This is a genomic window from Mammaliicoccus sp. A-M4 (genome assembly GCF_022386955.1).
In the GTDB taxonomy this organism is placed as follows: Bacteria; Bacillota; Bacilli; order Staphylococcales; family Staphylococcaceae; genus Mammaliicoccus; species Mammaliicoccus lentus.
In genome coordinates this window covers 138,237-157,065 of record NZ_JAJNHH010000002.1, presented here as the reverse complement: position 1 = coordinate 157,065, position 18,829 = coordinate 138,237, and the positions used below count along the sequence as shown (strand labels likewise).

Sequence of the window (18,829 nt, the reverse complement as noted above, 5' to 3'; positions counted from 1 at the left end):
CCTCTGTTTTCTATCTTATGGATTATTATTTAATATATTATTTAAGGGTTGCTTACTTGCCTAGGGGTATGGTTTCGTCTCTCAAGCTTCTTACTTACAAATATTTATGTTCTTTCAAATAAGCTACTATTTCTTCTACCGCTTCTTCTACGCTATGTTGTTCTGTATCTATTATAATTTCTGGATTAGATGGTTCTTCGTATGGTGCGTTGATTCCAGTAAATTCTTTAATTTCTCCGCTTCTTGCTTTTTTGTACAGACCTTTAGGATCTCTTGCTTCACATTCGTCTAAACTGCATTTTGTATATACTTCTATAAACTCTCCATCTTCTAATATATCTCTCACGATATTTCTATCTTCTTCGTATGGAGAAATAAATGCTGTCATTGTGACCACTCCTGCGTCGACCATCAACTTTCCTACTTCGCCTATGCGTCGTATATTCTCTTTTCTGTCTTCAGGACTGAATCCTAAATTTTTATTTAAACCGTGTCTAATGTTGTCGCCGTCTAAACGATATGATGTAATCTTCTGTTCAAATAGTGCTTTTTCTAACGCTACTGAAACTGTAGATTTTCCTGATCCGGATAATCCTGTGAACCATATTACGACGCTTTTATGTCCGTTTCTTTCTTGTCTCTCGGCTTTTGTAACTTCGGAATCATGCCACGTTATGTTAGTAGATGTACTCATACTTTTTATTCGCTCCTTGCAAGATTAATTTTCTTTCAAACCTCTAATTAATACTTCAGCTACTTCTGGTCTTGAAAATTCTTTCGGTAATTGTTCACCGTTGCGTAATTTCTCTCGAACTTTAGTACCGCTAAGATGTACATGATTTGATTTATCGTGAGGACAAGTTTTTGCTGTTGTCATGTTTTCACAAATTGTGCAGTAAAATGCATGTTCGAATTTGAATATATTAATATCTATTTCATCTTCATATTGTGTGATTAATTCTTGTGCTTCATAAGTGCCATAATAGTCACCTACACCAGCGTGATCACGACCCACTATAAAATGCGTACAACCATAGTTTTTACGTACTAAAGCATGTAAAATCGCTTCTCTAGGACCTGCATAGCGCATTGCTGCTGGGTATATTACCAATCTTGCTCTATCTTCTGGGAAGTAGTGTTTTAAGATAACTTGATAACTTTCCATTCGAATGTCCGCTGGTATGTCATCTGACTTTGTTTCTCCAACTAATGGATTTAGCAATAAACCGTCTACCGATTCTAAAGCTATTTTTTGAATATATTCATGTGCGCGATGCACAGGATTTCTCGTTTGGAATCCTACTACTGTCTTCCATCCTAATTCTTTAAAAAGTGCTCTAGTCTCTGTAGGATCTAAATGAAAATCATTAAATTCGTCATGTTTAGGACGAGCCACTAATTGAATAGGACCAGCTAAATAAACATTTCCTTTTTCATATACACGTTTAACGCCTGGGTGGTCCACTTCTGTTGTACCATATACATTTTGTGCTTCTTTAACTTTATCGTAAGTATATTTTTCCTCAAGTTTTATAACGCCATATAAATAGCCATCCTCACCATAAAGTGCAACGTCATCTCCAATTTCTAATTCATCAGCTTCTTCTTCTGTCACTGGTAAAGTAATAGGGATGCTCCATACAAGTCCATTTTCTAGTCGTAAATTGTCTACTACACTTTCATAATCTTTTTGTCCTAGAAAACCTGTTAATGGACTGAAACCGCCTATAGCAATTAATTCCAAATCAGAGATACTCCATGGATTTAAAGTTATCTTCGGAAATGTTTGTGCTGCTTCTATTAATTGTTCTTTTTCGTTACCTTCAACTTGACGATTAATTAATTGACCACCGTGTGGCTTGATAGTTTCGTCTACAGTTTGAGTTGTTGATGTCATCATGCTTCACTCCTATTAGTTAATTTGATCTACTTTACTAGATTTTTGAGTTTGTACATTGAACGGGAATTTTTGATGTTGGTAAAGTGTAAATAATACTAAACCTGCCCATATTATAATGATGCCGATTTTGACGATTGTTATCGTTACAGCACTGTCTACAAAAGCATTTAAAAGTAAATTGCTATTTGTAAATATAATTAGCCCACCTACACATACAGCAAGTATGTATACAGGTAAAGTTTTTACTAACCATGCTGCGAATGGCGCTGCTACTACACCGCCTAAAGCTAAAGCCGCTACAAGTGCGATGTTAATCTGACTCCATCCAAGGAATATAATAAATCCAAGTGAAGTAGAAATCGTGACAAAGAATTCGCTCGTTGAGACTGTTCCAATAACATATCTCGGTTCTATTTTATTTCTAGATAATAGTAACGGAGTGTTAACTGGGCCCCAACCGCCACCACCAATCGCATCTAAAAAACCTGCAATAGCTCCTTGTGGAACAAGTAAAAATCCTGATAATTTACCTTCATTGAGCTCATTATTTTTTTGCTTTTTAAATACGAATTGATAAATGATATAAATCCCCATAGAGAGTAAAAATATTGCGATAAACGGTTTAATAAATTCACTGTGCAAATTGCTGAGCACGGCAGCTCCAATAAACCCTGTAATTGCACCAGGTAAAGCGAGTTTTAAAATAATCGATTTATCAACATTCTCAAACTTTAAATGTGATAGCCCTGATGCTGCAGTCGTTGCAACTTCTGAAAAATGTATCGTAGCAGAAGCAATTGCTGGTGCGATTCCAAATGTTAACAGCAATGAAGACGAGGTAGCTCCAAATCCCATTCCAAGAGATCCGTCAATCAATTGTGCTAAGAACCCCACGATTGCAAATATCGTTAATTTTCGCATATGTTACTCCTTTCTTTAGTCATTTTCGGTTGTAACGTTAACCACTCTATAAATTCTCGCTGTTTATTTTTATCAAAATATTTATCTGAAAGTATGATTTCTAATAAATGATTTTGTTCTAAACGTTCTATATTTAGTCCTTTAATGATTGATCGACAATTACTTAAAAAATCTACATATTCACCATAATCATCTGGATAATCATCTTCTAAATTTCTTAATATCGACGATACAAGCTTAGGGCTTGCGCCTCCGCTTGAAACACTTATAGTCAATTTACCTCTTTTAAATGTCCCGGGAAATATAACATCTCCCTCTTGAGCGTTACTCGTCATATTAAGCAAAGTGTGTTTAGGTACTTCCTCTTTCAGACGATTGTTTACATCTGCTTCATCTGTTGCGACAACCACTAAATCCGCATTCGTTAAATCGGTAGACGTTATTGCTTTTTTGTGCCAAATAATTTTTTGTTCACTTTGCATTCGATATATATAATTAGAAACGTCTGGGCTAATAACGTGAATTTTTGCGCCACTATTTATTAACTTTCTAACACGGCGTTCAGCAATGTTCCCACCGCCTGCTATAACAACTGTCTTATTGGATAAATCCATCAATATTGGCACGTAAGCCATCTACATCATCCTTTATTTAATGCAAATCCTCGAATTTCTTCATGGTGTATCGTTTCAAGCACTCGATCTTTCAATGCTTCTTGTATCGCTTCATGGTGACCTAAATGCTCACAAACAATGATATCGCTATTTGATTTATGATTTTGAACAGTGCTCTCAATATGTTTTTCCAGTACGCCTGTAAACCATAGATAAGGCGCAATATATATTTGAGAATGACCTTCATCAAGTGCGGATTCTAGCGCATCTTCAAAAGATGGTTCACATGCTGCTAAGTAACAAGCCTCTACATCATCAAATGGAGTTGTTTCATATAATGTTTCAGTTATTGCCGAAATATCAATTTTAGTTTGAGGATTATAACTACCCCGTCCAACGACTAACAGTTTTGCATCCGAATGAGGTAACACATGCGTTTCTTTAAGACGGTCATTAATGATATTCGTTAATCTAGGTTGAACGCCTAAAGGTTGACCATATGTAAACACTACATCTGGATGCTTCACTTTAATTTCGTTTAAAACTTCAGGTATATCTTTAAAATAATGACCAGCACTTAATAAAAGAACTGGTATGACAGATATTTCTGTCGCACCTTTTTCAATTAATTTATGCATACCTTGATGAATTGTAGGTTCTGCTAGTTCTAAGAAACATATTTCTTGAAGAGATACATCTACCTTCTCTTTCACTGTTTCAATAAAAGAAATTGCTTCTTCCGTTGCTTCTTTTATTCTGCTACCGTGACTGACGTATAGTACACCTTTCATTGTATCCCTCCGATTTAATGCATGAGTTCTGGAATATGTTTATCTTGAGCGACTTCTTCGAACCAATTTATTTTTTCTCTTAATTTAACGACTTCACCAATTACAATCATTGCTGGATTTTGAATTTCTCTAGCTCTATCAACAATATCTTTTAAAGTTCCTGTTACTGTAATTTGTTGATTGGATGTTCCGCAATGAATTAAAGCAACTGGCGTATTAGGATTTCTACCGTGTTTTATTAATATATTTTTTATTTCCGGGAGTTTTTTTACGCCCATATATATACATAATGTTTCCGGTCCCAGTGCTAGATGTTTCCAGTATTCATCTTCATCTACTGAGTCTTTAATAACGCCTGTTACAAAAGCAACTGAAGAACTATAATCTCTGTGTGTAACAGGAATGCCAGCATATGCTGGAGCTGCTACACCAGCTGTTATACCTGGAACTACTTCAAATGGTATGTCATGAGACTTTAAAGTTTCCGCTTCTTCTCCACCTCTACCAAAGATAAAAGGGTCTCCCCCTTTTAACCTTGTAACTGTCTGGCCCTCTAAAGATAAAGTAACAAGTAATGCATTGATTTCTTCTTGTTTTAGTGAATGATTATCTGGGCTTTTACCACAGTATATGAGTTTCGTATCTTCAGACGCATATTCGAGTAATGCTTTATTTACTAGTCGATCATACATAATGACATTTGACTGTTTAATTGCTTTAATACCTTTAATTGTGATTAAGTCTGGATCACCCGGACCGGCGCCAACCAAATATACTTTGCCCATTTTTCCACCTCTTTTTATTGACTATGAAAATCTTGACCTGAGTATGTTTCTTTAATAATGTCTTTACGAATAACAAAGTCTCCAAAATGTTCGCCTTCATCTTTTTCTTTTCCATACTGGATAAGAATTGGTTTTAGACTTTCTAATATTTCATCTTCACCAATATTTTCTTTAAATAATTTGTTTAAACGATCTCCTGCGAATCCACCGCCAAGGTACATATTATATTTACCTGGCGCTTTACCGATAAATGCAATTTCTGCTAGTGCTGGTCTTGCACATCCATTAGGGCAACCCGTCATACGAATTGTAATTTCCTCTTCATTTAAGCCAGCTTCATCTAATAGTCCTTCTATTTTATTGATTAAAGTTGGTAAATAACGTTCAGACTCTGCCATCGCTAAACCACATGTTGGAAAAGCTACACAAGCCATAGAATTTCTTCTTAATCCTGTGTAATGTTCACCATCAGTAATACCATATTCATCAATAATTTTTTGAATGTTATCTTTATTTGATTCATCAACATTAGCTATAATTAAATTTTGGTTTGGCGTTAAACGTAAATCACCGTCGTGAATTTCAGCGATTTTTCGAAGTGCTGTTTTTAACTGATAATCTTTAGTATCTTTAACTCGACCATTTTGTACAAACAGCGTAAAGTGCCATTTACCACTACCTTCAGTCCAACCATAACGATCACCATTATGTTCAAATTCAAATGGTTTCACTTCTTCAATTTCCCAACCTAAACGGTTATTCAGTTCATTTCTAATCCAATCAACACCGTATTTATCCACTGTATATTTGAAACGAGCGTTTAATCTGTTTGTTCTGTTACCATAATCTCTTTGAATCGTTAAAATAGCTTCAGATACTTCTACCGCTTTATCTTTATCAATATAGCCTAATAATCTTCCAACTTGTGGGTATGTGTCTGTATTACCGTGCTTCATTCCCATACCGCCACCAACTGTTACGTTAAAGCCGACTAATTTATCGTCTTCAATGATGGATATTAGTCCAATATCTTGAGAAAAAACGTCGATATCATTTGAAGGTGGAACTGCAATGCCAATTTTGAATTTACGTGGTAAATACGTTTTTCCATACATCGGTTCTACTTCTTCTTTTGTATCAACTACTTTTTCACCGTCTAACCATATTTCATGATAAGCACCAGTTCGAGGTGATAAATGATCGCTAATTTGACTAGCTAATGTATCTACCTCTTTATGTACATCAGATTGATAAGGGTTTGGATTACACATTACGTTTCTGTTAACGTCACCACAAGCTGCTAGTGAGTCCATAACCGCTTGGTGAATACTTTGCATAGAACTTTTTAGATTTCTTTTCAAAATGCCATGAAACTGAAATGCTTGTCTTGTCGTTAACTTAATTGTTCCATTTGCGTATTGATCGGATATATCATCCATTGCAATCCATTGATCTGCCGTTGCTGTACCGCCCGGAACTCTTACTCTAATCATAAAACTATAAGCTGGTTCTAATTTCTGTCTTCTTCGTTCGTCACGTATATCTCTATCGTCTTGCATGTAACTACCGTGGAACTTTAGTAACTTCGTATCATCATTTGCGATAGCACCAGTTATTTCATCATCTAAACCTTCTTGTATGCTACCTCTTAAGTAATTACTTCTATATTTTATATGCTCTAATTCATCTAATTTCTCAGATAGTTCTGTGTGAGTGCTCATATATTTTGCCCCCTCTTAATAAATATCTCTTTGATACTTTTTATCTTTCTTTAATTTCGTTAAAAATGTTTCCGCTTCTTCTTCGTTATAATGACCTTCTTTTTGGATAACGTTTAATAGAGATTGATGTACATCTTTCGCCATATTTTTCTCATCTCCACAAACGTATATTGCTGCACCTTCTTTAATCCATTGATAAAGTTCTTCGCCATTTTCTTCAATGCGATGTTGTACATAAACCTTTTCTTCAGTATCCCTTGAAAATGCTAAGTTCATCTTAGTTAACACACCATCTTTTAACCATGTTTGCCATTCTGTTTGATATAAGAAATCCGTTGTAAAGTGTTGTTCTCCAAAGAATAACCAAGATTTATTTCCGAGCTCTAATTCTTCTTTTTCTTGAATATATGATCTAAATGGTGCAATACCAGTACCTGGGCCAATCATAATAACTGGTGTATCTTCTGTTTTAGGAAACTTAAAGTTTGGATTCTTTTTCAAATAAATAGAAACTTTGTCTCCTGGCTCTAATCTTTCAGCAAATTGAACAGAGCATACACCTTTGCGATCTCGTCCATTGGCATGATATCTAACGGCTCCTATTGTAAGATGAACTTCATCTGGATTTGCTTCGTAACTGCTAGCAATCGAATATTCTCTCGCTGGTAATTTTCTAAGAATTTTATGCAGTGCTTCAGGTTGTAAATCTTCTGGTGGGAAATCATTGATTAAATCTATAAAATCTCGACCTTCTACATATCCATATATCCATCTATCTTTTTTCACTTTTTCTGATAGCACACCGTTTTCAAAAATGTCAGCTGCCTTTTTAATAATTGGTTTTGTTAATTTTGTAATTTCAAAGTAATTAGTTAAAGCATCACGTAAACTCAGCTTATCTCCATCTTCGTTAATCGGCACTTCTTCATCTGCATTCCATACGAGTGTTTCGATTAATTCTTCAACAAATTCCGGATCATTTTTCGGGAAGATACCAATACAATCACCCGGTTCAAATGCTTCGCCAAAACCTTCTAACGATAACTCAATGTGTCTTACTTCTTTATTAGATCCACGTCCATTTAAATTAATGTTCTCAAGAATTTCAGCCTCGTAAGGATTTGTTCTAGAATAAGTCTGAGTTGTTGAAATATGTTCTGGATCGACTTGAGCTGGTATATCTGATGTATTACCTGCTTCCACTGCCAAAGCATTTAATATATCTTCCATCCATTTCTCAGCTGGTTCATCAAAATCTAAATCACAATCAATACGTTGATGTAACCTTTCAGCCCCTAATTCTTCTAACTTTTTATCGAAATCTTTTCCTGTTTGGCAGAAAAATTCATAAGATTCATCGCCAAGTGCAAGTACAGAGAATCTAACGTCATTTAACTTAGGCGCCTTCCTACTATGTATAAATTCATGGAATGTGATGGCATTATCTGGAGGGTCACCTTCACCGTGAGTAGCAGTAATAATAAATAAATCTTCTACTTTCTTTAAATTCTTTGGTTTGAAATCTTCCATACATTCAAGCTGAACATTAAATGACTGTTCCTTTAATTTATTTTCTAGTGTTTCAGCTAATCCTTGTGCATTTCCTGTTTCAGAACCGTATAACACTGTAATATCTCTTTGTTTCGGTAGCGTTGCAACGCTCGTTTCTGTTGTAGGTTCTAATACTGCTTGATTTGAATCATTTTTAAATTGTGAAGCTGTCAAATAACCACTCAACCAAACTTTCTGTTCGGGTGTAAGTGTTGAAAGTAATTGAGTAATGCTTTCTGACTGCTGTTGATTAAATGGGCTATTCGTTACTGTTAACTCCAAAAATGTCACCTCATCCTGTCCAATTTTTATTTGAAAAACTAATTAATCTTATTGGTATACTATGTTTTAATGTTAAAAATTTTAGCTTGCAGTTTTACTTTGTGTGCAAGCCACATTCTGTTTTGTTAAAGTTTGTCCATCTACCTTCTCTAGAATCCCCTGATGAAGAAACTTGTGATGTACAAGGTATGCAACCTATACTCGGATATTGAAAATCATGTAGTTCATTGTAAGTTAAATCATGTTTTTCGATGTATTCCCACACATCATCCCATGTCCAATAAATTAATGGGCAAACTTTAATTGATTTAAATCTTTCATCTTTATTAATAAAATTTGTGTTTTGTCTGCTTGGAGATTGTTCTCTTCTCAATCCAGATACCCATGCAGTAGCACCAGATAGCACTTCTTCTAAAGGTTTTATTTTTCTAATATAACAACACTGATTAGGATTACTCGTCCATAAAGCAGGTTCATATTGATCAGCTTGTTCCTCTAGTGTGAGATCTGGTTTTTTAAGTTCAATATTTAGTTTTGGATATCTCTCTTTAACACGATCAATTAAGTCGTAAGTTTCTTGAAAGTGTAAGTCTGTATCTAAAAATACGATTTTAGCATCGTTTTTCACTTTAGATATTAAATCAATGAGAATCATACCTTCAGCACCAAAACTACATGAATAAACAATGGAATCTCCATAATGTTCATACGCCCATTTAATAATATGATAAGCGCCCTTTGTTTCGTCATCAGCATTTAAATTTTCAAACGGGTCCGTTTCAAAGCGTTCATAAGTTAACACTTCAGTCATGACTTAAATAACCTCCTTTTACATAAAAATGGTTTATTTTTAAACATAGCTATTTCTGAAAAATATTTTATTCTGATATGTTTACTAGGAATAATAAATTATGATGATTAGCTTACCCGATAGTTACATACATGTCAACAGTTCTTTTTTTAATTTTCTGTTAATTGAAGATAAGTAATACAAAAAAAGATTGTCAATAAGCCAATGTTTGACTTATTAACAACCTTAATTATTTTACAAATTATCATCCTCTCTTTTTTCTCTAACTTGAACAATCCTTAAAGAACGTCTTTCAACTTCTTTCAATTTATCAGCACGTTCTTCTAGTTTTATCCGATCACCTGATAAAGTCCTTATAAAGGATATCATCATCATCACAAATATACCTATTAAAGGAACACTTGCTAAAATGGAAGCAGTTTTTAAAACTTCTAAAGCTTTTTCTCCTCCTACAAGCATTAAAGAGAATGGTAATAGACATAAAGCAAATGCCCAGAAAAGACGGTTCGCTTTAAGTGGTTCGTCTATAACTTTTTTCTGTGTTGCAGCAGCTAAAATATAAGAACCCGAATCAAACGTAGTTGCTAAATATAGAAACGCTGAGATTAAGAACAATACAACCATCACTTTAGGTAATGGTAATTGATGCATCACTTCAATAATGGTAGCTTCAGGTGTATGTTGATTTAAGAACTGAATAACATCGAATTGTCCTGATAATTGAAGAAATACTGCATAGTTACCTAAAATACCAAAGAATAATACGCACCCTAAAGTTCCATAAATAATTGTTCCTAAAATAACTTCTTTCAAAGTACGTCCTTTAGAAATTCTTGCAATAAATAGTCCTATGAATGGTGCATATACGAGCCACCATGACCAGTAGAACACAGTCCAGTCTTGTGGGAAGTTCGTTTCTTTTCTTCCTCCTATGCCACCAAATGGCTCTAGCCAAGTACTCATTTGGAAGAAGTTTTTCAACATATTACCTAAACTAGAAACTGTTGTTTCCATTATAAAGACTGTTGGTCCGATAATAAGCACGATACCTAAAATAATAAATGTTAGCCAAACATTTATGTCACTTAATTTTTGAATACCTTTCTTCAAACCAGTATACGAGCTAAATGCGAATATGACTGTAATGATAAGTAATATAATACTTCGCATCACCATGTTCTCTCCGTCTAGCCCTGTCAGTCGCTCTATACCAGCCGCAATCATTGGCACACCTAGCGCAAGTGATGTTGCCGCTCCGCCAAGCAAACCAAATATAAATAAAATATCTACAGTTTTACCAAGAAATTTATCAGTCTGACCTTTTAAAATTGGTCGACAAGCATGACTAATTTTATAAATGGGCTTTTTCTTAACGAATACTAAATACCCAATAGGCAATGCTGGTAATACATATATTGCCCAAGCAATTGGACCCCAATGGAACATGCCATACATCGTAGCATATTCTAGCGCTTCATCAGTCATACCTCCTGCACCATAAGGTGGTACTTGATAATAATAAGCCCACTCTATAACGCCCCAATAAAGTATATCGGAACCTATTCCAGCACAAAAGAGCATAGAAGCCCAACTGAAATTATTGAACTCTGGTTTATCGCTAGCTTTCCCAAGTGTTACTTTTCCGTACTTACCAAAAGCTATGTATAAAACAAATCCAAATACTACTAATCCTAGTAATAGATAGACCGAGCCTAATGAATTAGAAATCGTTTCATTAATCTGTGTAATAACATACTGACTCGTTTTTGGGAAGACTATCATCGGTACTACGGCAAATAATAATACTGCTACCGTACCAAGGAACGTCCACCAGTCCATAATTTTATATTTTTGCAATCCTGAACACCCCTCGTTGTCGGTTATTATGTATCGTAAATTGAAATCATGATCAATGATTAATGAATACGACAAAACAAATCACAATGATGAGGTTATACAAGTTTTAATAATAATGCAAACTTCATACAATCTATTTCTGATGTTATTTTGAATAATTATATAATTACATTAATTAAAATGTGAACAAATATCGCTACAACAACTGTGTTAAGTTAACATTTAACGTACTGAACAAATTTAATTAACTTTAATAACGTATTTTTATGCATATTATATGAATAAAAATTTATATTAAAAAAGAGCTAGAAAATGAATTTCCAGCTCTTTTATTCTGCTTCTGAAATTTCTGAACCTATATTATTATAATCAATATCTGCTTCTAAAAATGATTGATTATCTGAAGGTAAATGTTGTTCAAATGTATCAAAGTTTTGTATTTCGATACTACCTACTTCTAATTCAAAATCTAAAACATGTCCACCAAAACTTTCAAATTCATCAATAAAATGAACGTGAAAACCACTAGCTCCAATTCCATGAAATAGTTCTGGTGTATAGAAACCTATAATTGTTCCTCTAACTTCAGGAACTACTTTTTCAGGTTGGCGTCTTGCGGATTCTATTAAACGTTGATATGGATGTTCTTGCTTAGGCATCCATCTTACATGCATATTCTTAAATGTTCCTGTTATTTTTATAGCAGAGAACAAATTTTTACTTTTCATGTTGTTCAATATTTCATCAAATACTTGGTCAGATTTTTCGTGTGCAGCATAATAAGTCTTATCTGCGCTGAATCTTGTAATTGTAGAAAATGGTGTCATTTCATTACCTTCTAATGCTTTAAACTCTCCAAATTCATTTGCATGAAATGCTCTTCCCTCTAAATATATAACTTCTCCATCTGATCCAGTTAATGTCCCTATACCTGAATCACCATGTTGTAATATCTCATCAATTGTTGCTGTTCCTTCTAAGTGACCAGCCATCAAAGTAGCTAACGTGCCATGCTGATATAAAGTTTGCATAAATAAAACACCTCCTCTTTCGTACTATTTATATATAAGTTGTGATTAAATACATTAATGGCAGTATGACAGAACTGATTACAGCAGTTAATATCATACCAATCGTACTGAAAGCTCCTGCCTCAAAATTAGCTTCTAAAGCTTTTGCAGTACCAAATGCATGAGAGGCATTGCCGTATGTCATACCTTTTGCTAAATCACTTTGAAAACGTCCTTTTGTAATAAAGAAATTCCCTAATATACTACCAATAAGACCAGTAGCTATAATAAACATAACAGTTATTGTATCTGTTCCACCCATTTGTTCTGAAACTTCTATACCGACTGCCGCTGTCATAGATCTTGGTAGTACTGTCACAATCGTTTGACTAGGGTAACCCATTATATATAGCGCACCGTAAATGACTATAAAATTCATCATAATGCCCGTCATTACACTTGTAATAATAACTTTGAAATTTGCTAAAATGAGTTTTCTAAATTTATATAAGGGATAGGCTAAACTTACAACAGAACAATCCAAGAAATTATGAATCCATGTTCCGCCTACCATATAATCAGTGTAGTTCAAACCGAATATAAGTAAAACAAAAATGATTATGATTGAAGCAATTAAAGCAGGGTTCAATAGCGGATGCTTATATTTAACTTGCAGTTTCTTAGCTGCAATATAAGTTATTAATGTTAGTACAATCATGCCTATCGCTTGAATAATCATCACATGTCCTCCTTACTTGATGGTTTAATTTTTAATAATTTTTCACTAACATAACCTGAAGATAATGCCACTAAACTTGTACTAATAATGATTAATATCGCTAGAAAAATATATGTGGGATCAATTTGATTTGCGATATCCATTATGCCAACAATTGAAGGTACAAAAAAGAGCACCATCACATTGATCAGTTTATTAGCACCAACTTCTATCCAATGTTCAGGTATCACTTTAAATAGTAACAAACAAAATAATAATGCCAATCCGACAATACTACCTGCTATAGGTATATGAAGTAATTCTCTTAACCACATGCCTAATAACGTGATGCCATATATTAACGTGACTTGTAATATTATCTTTATAAGTCGTCTCATCATATTTAATCAATCCCTTTTACTTTAAACTCTTAATCTATATTATATGAGATTACTATGTATTAATAAAATACATAATATCGATTTCTAGTATTCCGTTATGGAATACTTACGTTTTAAAGAAATATATAAGGATAATAAACAGGACTAATGTAAGCGTTAAACCTATTGATGTATAAAGGTTTAACTCAGAGTTATAAAGTACATTTAAATTATCATATAATAATATTTTTTATGTTAGAAAAAATAAAAAAGAACTTAGGAAATAATGCACTAACCCCAGGATGTGGGAGTAAAATAAAAACACTTTCGTTGAATTCATATTAAAATGAATTTATACGGAGGTGTTTTTCTATGAAAAGAGTGGCATATTCAGTTGAAACAAAATATAAAGTAGTAGAAATGAAACTTAAAGGATATAGTACAAGAGAAATTATGGATACTTTAAACATTAAAAATAAGTCCCAAGTTGATCAGTGGTGGAAATGGTATAGAAATGGTGAAACACATAGGTTCAATCAACAAGTAGGAAAACAATATTCCTACGGAAAAGGTATCGAAGAGTTAAGTACTGTTGAAATACTTAAAATTGAGTTGAAACGTAAAGAAGTAGAGAATAAAATTTTAAAAAAGTACAAAGAATTGGAAAGGAAGTGGTCCCAGAAGTAGTTGTCGAGTTAGTAAATGAATTGAAATCTAAATATACAGTGAAACTCATTTTAGAAGCTTTAGATATTCCAAAATCTAATTATTACAGATGGAAAAACAAAGATTTCAATATATCTGAGGATGAAAATGAAATTATAGAACTATGTAAGAAGCATCGTTTTACATATGGCTATAGAAAAATAACTGCCTTGTTAAATAGAAAAAATAATAAAACAATTAATCACAAGAAAGTACAAAGAATTATGCAAAAACATAATTTAAATTGTAAAGTACGCGTGAAGAAATCGAAAAGACCAGGGAATCCATATTATAAGACACATAATCTATTGAATAGAAATTTTAAAGCAGAGAAACCTTTAGAAGTACTTTTAACAGATATCACTTATTTACCCTTCGGGAATACAATGTTGTATCTTTCATCTATCATGGATGCTTACAATGGTGAAATTGTGGCATATAAAATTGGTAAAAACCAAAATAAAGAACTAGTAAATGAGACATTAAAACAACTTCAATTGGAACCAGGGACTATATTACATAGTGATCAAGGTAGTGTGTATACCTCTTATGAATACTATGCCTTATGTACAGAAAAAGGCATTACCAGAAGCATGTCCCGTAAGGGAACGCCAGCTGATAATGCCCCAATAGAATGTTTTCATGGCTCTCTAAAGAGTGAAACATTCTACTTAAACAGTGAGCTTAGAAGCTCTAATACCATTGTAATAGATATTGTCGAAAATTACATTGAAAACTATAATAAAGTTAGAATTAAACAAAAACTAGGCTACTTATCCCCTATAGAATATAGGGAATTAGCAGCCTAGAAAATAGTGTTTTTATTGAACTCCCTTAGTAAGGGTGCAGTGCCATAAACCCCTTGCTCTTTTTTTGGAGATGGAACTTATAAAATTAAGAGCTGACACTGCTTTATTGGATTAAATATTGCACAAACTCACATAGAGCACTTCTTATTGGATTATAAAGGTAGAAAATCCAATAAAAGTATGTGTACTTGGATTATTGTCGTAGTAAATCCAATTAACCATTTCGTAAACTAACGAATTCACTTTTATTCTGATACAAATTTAAAAATAAGAGGCTGAGACATAAATACATGTCTCAGCCTCTTATTTTTAAAGGTCTTGCTTTAAGAATGCCATCCACTCTTCTGTTACTTGATTCATATATGAACCTTTTTTCCATATTAGGCCGAGGTGCCAATATATTTTCTCGCCTGCGAGTTCAATGGCTCTAACTTCGTCTCCCATTTGATCTGCGATACTCTTTGGTACAATCGAAATTCCTAGACCTCTTTTAATCATATTATCTATAAAAGTTAACTGTGAGATTTTAGCTACCGTTTTAGGATAAAATCCTGCTTTACGACAGTTTTCAATTATCATATCTCTTAAATAATAATCGTCGTGTAATAAAACGAACTCTTCATCTACAAGTTCATGTATAGCAACTTTTTTCTTATGAGAAAGTTTATGAGATTGATTAAGCACTAAAAAGAGTTCTTCTTTATAAAGCGGCATACTATTAAATTTTGAAGAGTCCACTGGTAAAGCAGTCACACCGATGTCTATTTCATCTTGGCTCAAGTAATTTTCGACTGCTTTACCCCCTCCTTCAAGCACTTCGTATGTTACATCAGAATATTTTTTATGAAATTTTTCGAGATTATCTGTAATCAAATTCACTTTTATCATAGGAGATAATCCTAACCTGATATGGCCTTTTTTAATTTCAAATATATCATTCAGTTCCATTGTTAATTTATCAAATAATGTAAGGAATTCAACTGCTTTTTCGTAAAAAACTTCACCTGTATCTGTTAATTTGATATGGCGTTGTGAACGATCAAATAATGTAATATCAAATTCATTTTCTAAATTTTTAACGGCTTTACTTATTGTAGATTGAGCTACAAATAAATGTTCAGACGCTTGTGTCATACCACCATTTCTCACTATTTCTACAAAATATTTTAACTGTTTAAATTCCAAATTTTACACCTCATTTTTGGCATAACATCACGACTTTATAATGAGAAAATAAATACAATTATAATAATAATCGGTATAATATATCTCATTAAAACTCTCCATAATTTAAACCATTTTACAGATAAATGATTTCCCATACGGAATTCTTTTTCCACAAGTTCTGGATTCATTCTGAAAGATATAAATATTGCGATTAATAAACAACCTATTGGTAATAATATATTACTCACTAAATAATCTGTCGCATCAAATATAGATTTCCCAAATATTGATATGTCACTTAAAACACTATAAGACAATGTAGAAGGAATACATGCTATAAACGTCAGTAATCCTAATATCCAAACAATCTTCTTTCTAGAACGTTTACCATCTTTTTCAAATGCTGAAATAATGATTTCGAACTGACTGAATGAAGAAGTTAAAGTCGCGAATAAGAATAATAATAAGAACAATGTTAAGAATAAAGTGCCAAATGCCATTTGCCCAAAAACATTTGGTAACACAATAAATAACAATCCTGGCCCTTCAGTAGGTTCTAATGAAAAAGCAAATACGACTGGAAAAATAGCCATACCAGCTAAAATAGAAACTAAAATATTCATTCCTGATACTAATGCTGCTGATGTCGGTAAGCTTTCTTTCTTACTTAAATAAGAACTATATGTAACCATACAAGAAAATCCAACTGCTAGCGCAAAGAACGATTGACCAAGCGCAAATAGTATACCTTTTGCACTAAAATCAGAAAGATTAAATTTAAAGAAGAACGCTAGTCCCTCAGATGCACCTTCTAATGTTACTGCTCTTACAACTAAAATAAGGAAAAAAATTAGTAGCAATGGCATTAAATATTGATTCGCTCTTTCAATACCATTTTTAATACCAAAATTTAATACGAGTACATTCATTAATATAAATACAAGTACACCTAATAATGCAATAAAGGGATTCCCAATAATTTCTTCGAACATTTTCCCGTAATTTGCATCATCTGAAATTAAGTTACCTGTGATACTCATCGTTGTATAAATCGTTATCCATCCACCTACAACACTGTAGAACGATAACAATAAGAAACAACCAATAACCCCTAATCTTCCTGTTATACGCCATGGTGACTTAGGTGCTAATGTGTCGTATGCCGATACAGCCTCTTTATTAGTTGAACGACCAATGATGAATTCTGAAATCAACATTGGTAAACCTATAAATAATGTGAAAATGATAAATATAAGTAAAAATGCGCCTCCGCCATACTGACCAGCAACGTATGGAAACTTCCATATTGCACCTATTCCAATCGCTGCGCCTGCTGCTGCCATAACAAAACCTAATTTAGAAGACCATTGATCTCGTTGTTCATTCATGTCATCACTCCATTCAAATCTCTTAGTAGAAGTATAACGTATAATCGTATACTACACAGTAAGAATTTTTATGAATCAATAAATATTTATCCTTCTAGCTTTAAATTTCACGTTTTTATAGAAAATCCACTTTCAACCGAAATTTATCGGAGTTTATTTTAAAAATAGCGTATGGTAATCTTAATTCAAAGAAAAATTAATCTATAACTAAAGGGAGTGAAACAATGATACAAGATGACACATTAACGCCAGAGTATGCTAAAAAATATTTTTACAACTTGCTTAAAAAGGTAAATGAAAATCACACACCAATAATTATTAGTGATAAAAAATCACATAATAGTGCAGTAATAATTAGTAAAGATGAATGGGACAGTATACAAGAGACACTTTATTTAGAAGATATGGGAGTTATGAATAAAGTCAGAGCTCGCGAACAAGATAATAGTCTATTTACTAATGTTAATGATATAAATTGGAATAATTTATAGATGTTATTCACTGAATAAATATTATATAATAATTGTAAAAAATAGGTTGTAGGTATATGGAATATGCCACTTATTTAAAAGCGCTAAACGGTCGCTTAGCATAAAATGAAACAACTCGAGAATTATATAGACAAATAAAAGGAATAGAAGGTGAAGAATTAATTAAACAAATATTAGATCAAGAACTTAAGTTAAATTATGTGCATGATATCGAATTGGATATAAACAATAAAGTTCAAATTGATTTTTTAATTGTCGACGACGAAAAAATTATGAATTTAGAAATTAAACACTACAAAGGTGACTACTATATAATTGATAACCAACTTAAAAATAGCTATGGAAATATATTTCAAACACCTTTTCAGCAGATGAAGCGGGCTGAGTATGAACTGGAACTTATAAAATCTAAACTTGATATCAAACGTACAGTTGAATCCTATCTCGTCTTTACTAACCCTACATTTACGCTTCATACAGAAATCCCTCATCGCAATCAAGTACTACTACCTACAGAATTACACAAAATCCCAAAACTAATTAAAAATTATAAAATAGAAGAAAATAAAATTATTTTGAATAGAATAAAGACCTTGAAGAAAGATTTTTCGAAAATCTATCCAAAGAATTTATTACCTTTTGACCAAATAAATCCTGGATTATGGTGCCCACAATGCAGAAAAATAGGACACATACAATTAAATAGTCATAAGAGGTTTGGTGAATGTATGTATTGTTCGAAGAAAATTGCAAGACAATTACTATATTTAGAAAACTTAAAAGAATTATATATATTGAAAAACGAACCTTTTACTTTGAAAGAAGCTCAAATATGGTGTGATGGAAATGAATGGGCAATTAGAAAATTATGTAACCAACACTTCAAAAAAGAAGGTCAACGAAAAATTCAATATTATATTTGATTTTT

The 18,829-nt window shown here is 32.9% G+C and carries 18 protein-coding genes; 3 read left to right on the top strand and 15 right to left on the bottom strand.

All coding sequences use genetic code 11. The annotated features are described in order from the left end of the window. Positions 1-94: 94 nt before the first annotated feature. From cysC to LQ682_RS02620, 13 genes are all read right to left on the bottom strand, one after another. The gene (cysC, locus tag LQ682_RS02680) at positions 95-694 is read right to left on the bottom strand and encodes an adenylyl-sulfate kinase (protein WP_017000088.1); all 600 of its coding nucleotides are present in this window, start codon (positions 692-694) and stop codon (positions 95-97) included. A 24-nt stretch (positions 695-718) separates the two neighbouring features. Next, positions 719-1,897, bottom strand: a complete 1,179-nt coding sequence (gene sat / locus LQ682_RS02675) for a sulfate adenylyltransferase (protein WP_103269106.1) — start codon at positions 1,895-1,897, stop codon at positions 719-721. A 15-nt stretch (positions 1,898-1,912) separates the two neighbouring features. After that, positions 1,913-2,821: a sulfite exporter TauE/SafE family protein gene (locus LQ682_RS02670; protein WP_103269105.1), complete on the bottom strand. Its 909-nt coding sequence runs from the start codon at positions 2,819-2,821 to the stop codon at positions 1,913-1,915. Further along, entirely contained in the window at positions 2,809-3,456 is a 648-nt protein-coding gene (locus LQ682_RS02665; RefSeq protein WP_017000085.1) for an NAD(P)-binding protein, read from the bottom strand. Before LQ682_RS02665 ends, LQ682_RS02670 begins: the two co-directional genes overlap by 13 nt. Positions 3,457-3,461: 5 nt before the next feature. Next, positions 3,462-4,226, bottom strand: a complete 765-nt coding sequence (locus tag LQ682_RS02660; protein WP_239723839.1) for a sirohydrochlorin chelatase — start codon at positions 4,224-4,226, stop codon at positions 3,462-3,464. A 14-nt stretch (positions 4,227-4,240) separates the two neighbouring features. Then, positions 4,241-5,011: a uroporphyrinogen-III C-methyltransferase gene (gene cobA / locus LQ682_RS02655; protein ID WP_017000083.1), complete on the bottom strand. Its 771-nt coding sequence runs from the start codon at positions 5,009-5,011 to the stop codon at positions 4,241-4,243. Positions 5,012-5,025: 14 nt separating this feature from the next. Next, positions 5,026-6,732: an assimilatory sulfite reductase (NADPH) hemoprotein subunit gene (gene cysI, locus LQ682_RS02650; RefSeq protein WP_239703753.1), complete on the bottom strand. Its 1,707-nt coding sequence runs from the start codon at positions 6,730-6,732 to the stop codon at positions 5,026-5,028. Positions 6,733-6,747: 15 nt separating this feature from the next. Next, positions 6,748-8,565 carry an assimilatory sulfite reductase (NADPH) flavoprotein subunit gene (locus tag LQ682_RS02645; protein ID WP_103269104.1) on the bottom strand — a complete coding sequence of 606 codons (1,818 nt, stop codon included), beginning with the start codon at positions 8,563-8,565 and terminating at the stop codon, positions 6,748-6,750. Positions 8,566-8,659: 94 nt separating this feature from the next. Then, the gene (locus LQ682_RS02640) at positions 8,660-9,376 is read right to left on the bottom strand and encodes a phosphoadenylyl-sulfate reductase (protein WP_017000080.1); all 717 of its coding nucleotides are present in this window, start codon (positions 9,374-9,376) and stop codon (positions 8,660-8,662) included. Between the two features lie 234 nt (positions 9,377-9,610). Further along, positions 9,611-11,233, bottom strand: a complete 1,623-nt coding sequence (locus LQ682_RS02635; RefSeq protein ID WP_064205066.1) for a BCCT family transporter — start codon at positions 11,231-11,233, stop codon at positions 9,611-9,613. Between the two features lie 329 nt (positions 11,234-11,562). Further along, positions 11,563-12,264 carry an acetolactate decarboxylase gene (gene budA, locus LQ682_RS02630; protein ID WP_103269215.1) on the bottom strand — a complete coding sequence of 234 codons (702 nt, stop codon included), beginning with the start codon at positions 12,262-12,264 and terminating at the stop codon, positions 11,563-11,565. Positions 12,265-12,292: 28 nt separating this feature from the next. Further along, positions 12,293-12,982: an LrgB family protein gene (locus tag LQ682_RS02625; protein WP_064205068.1), complete on the bottom strand. Its 690-nt coding sequence runs from the start codon at positions 12,980-12,982 to the stop codon at positions 12,293-12,295. Beyond that, the gene (locus LQ682_RS02620; RefSeq protein ID WP_017000076.1) at positions 12,982-13,362 is read right to left on the bottom strand and encodes a CidA/LrgA family protein; all 381 of its coding nucleotides are present in this window, start codon (positions 13,360-13,362) and stop codon (positions 12,982-12,984) included. Before LQ682_RS02620 ends, LQ682_RS02625 begins: the two co-directional genes overlap by 1 nt. A 351-nt stretch (positions 13,363-13,713) precedes the next feature. On the opposite strand from LQ682_RS02620, the gene LQ682_RS02615 reads away from it, so the two are divergent. Beyond that, a protein-coding gene (locus LQ682_RS02615; protein WP_239723838.1) for an IS3 family transposase occupies positions 13,714-14,855 on the top strand; the annotation gives its coding sequence in 2 pieces (ribosomal slippage) (positions 13,714-13,984 and positions 13,984-14,855; 1,143 coding nt in all). A 309-nt stretch (positions 14,856-15,164) separates the two neighbouring features. On the opposite strand, the gene cidR is transcribed toward LQ682_RS02615, so the two are convergent. After that, complete coding sequence (cidR, locus tag LQ682_RS02610; protein WP_017000885.1) at positions 15,165-16,040, bottom strand: cidABC operon transcriptional activator CidR; 876 nt, start codon at positions 16,038-16,040, stop codon at positions 15,165-15,167. Between the two features lie 35 nt (positions 16,041-16,075). Then, complete coding sequence (locus tag LQ682_RS02605; protein WP_103269214.1) at positions 16,076-17,410, bottom strand: sodium-dependent transporter; 1,335 nt, start codon at positions 17,408-17,410, stop codon at positions 16,076-16,078. A 224-nt stretch (positions 17,411-17,634) separates the two neighbouring features. Between LQ682_RS02605 and LQ682_RS02600 the strand changes: the two genes are divergently transcribed. Both LQ682_RS02600 and LQ682_RS02595 read left to right on the top strand, forming a co-directional pair. Next, on the top strand, positions 17,635-17,901 hold the full coding sequence (locus LQ682_RS02600; protein WP_064211819.1) for a type II toxin-antitoxin system Phd/YefM family antitoxin: 267 nt from the start codon (positions 17,635-17,637) through the stop codon (positions 17,899-17,901). A gap of 134 nt (positions 17,902-18,035) precedes the next feature. Continuing rightward, positions 18,036-18,824 carry a nuclease-related domain-containing protein gene (locus LQ682_RS02595; protein WP_338133590.1) on the top strand — a complete coding sequence of 263 codons (789 nt, stop codon included), beginning with the start codon at positions 18,036-18,038 and terminating at the stop codon, positions 18,822-18,824. The last annotated feature ends 5 nt before the right edge of the window (positions 18,825-18,829 follow it).

Bases quoted from the DNA above. Each gene is read 5' to 3' on its own strand.
- LQ682_RS02665 (WP_017000085.1), bottom strand. From the start codon at position 3,456: ATGGCTTACGTGCCAATATTGATGGATTTATCCAATAAGACAGTTGTT.
- cysC (WP_017000088.1), bottom strand. From the start codon at position 694: ATGAGTACATCTACTAACATAACGTGGCATGATTCCGAAGTTACAAAA.
- LQ682_RS02600 (WP_064211819.1), top strand. From the start codon at position 17,635: ATGATACAAGATGACACATTAACGCCAGAGTATGCTAAAAAATATTTT.
- sat (WP_103269106.1), bottom strand. From the start codon at position 1,897: ATGACATCAACAACTCAAACTGTAGACGAAACTATCAAGCCACACGGT.
- LQ682_RS02670 (WP_103269105.1), bottom strand. From the start codon at position 2,821: ATGCGAAAATTAACGATATTTGCAATCGTGGGGTTCTTAGCACAATTG.
- LQ682_RS02625 (WP_064205068.1), bottom strand. From the start codon at position 12,982: ATGATTATTCAAGCGATAGGCATGATTGTACTAACATTAATAACTTAT.
- budA (WP_103269215.1), bottom strand. From the start codon at position 12,264: ATGCAAACTTTATATCAGCATGGCACGTTAGCTACTTTGATGGCTGGT.
- LQ682_RS02660 (WP_239723839.1), bottom strand. From the start codon at position 4,226: ATGAAAGGTGTACTATACGTCAGTCACGGTAGCAGAATAAAAGAAGCA.
- LQ682_RS02620 (WP_017000076.1), bottom strand. From the start codon at position 13,362: ATGATGAGACGACTTATAAAGATAATATTACAAGTCACGTTAATATAT.
- cysI (WP_239703753.1), bottom strand. From the start codon at position 6,732: ATGAGCACTCACACAGAACTATCTGAGAAATTAGATGAATTAGAGCAT.
- cobA (WP_017000083.1), bottom strand. From the start codon at position 5,011: ATGGGCAAAGTATATTTGGTTGGCGCCGGTCCGGGTGATCCAGACTTA.
- LQ682_RS02640 (WP_017000080.1), bottom strand. From the start codon at position 9,376: ATGACTGAAGTGTTAACTTATGAACGCTTTGAAACGGACCCGTTTGAA.
- LQ682_RS02605 (WP_103269214.1), bottom strand. From the start codon at position 17,410: ATGAATGAACAACGAGATCAATGGTCTTCTAAATTAGGTTTTGTTATG.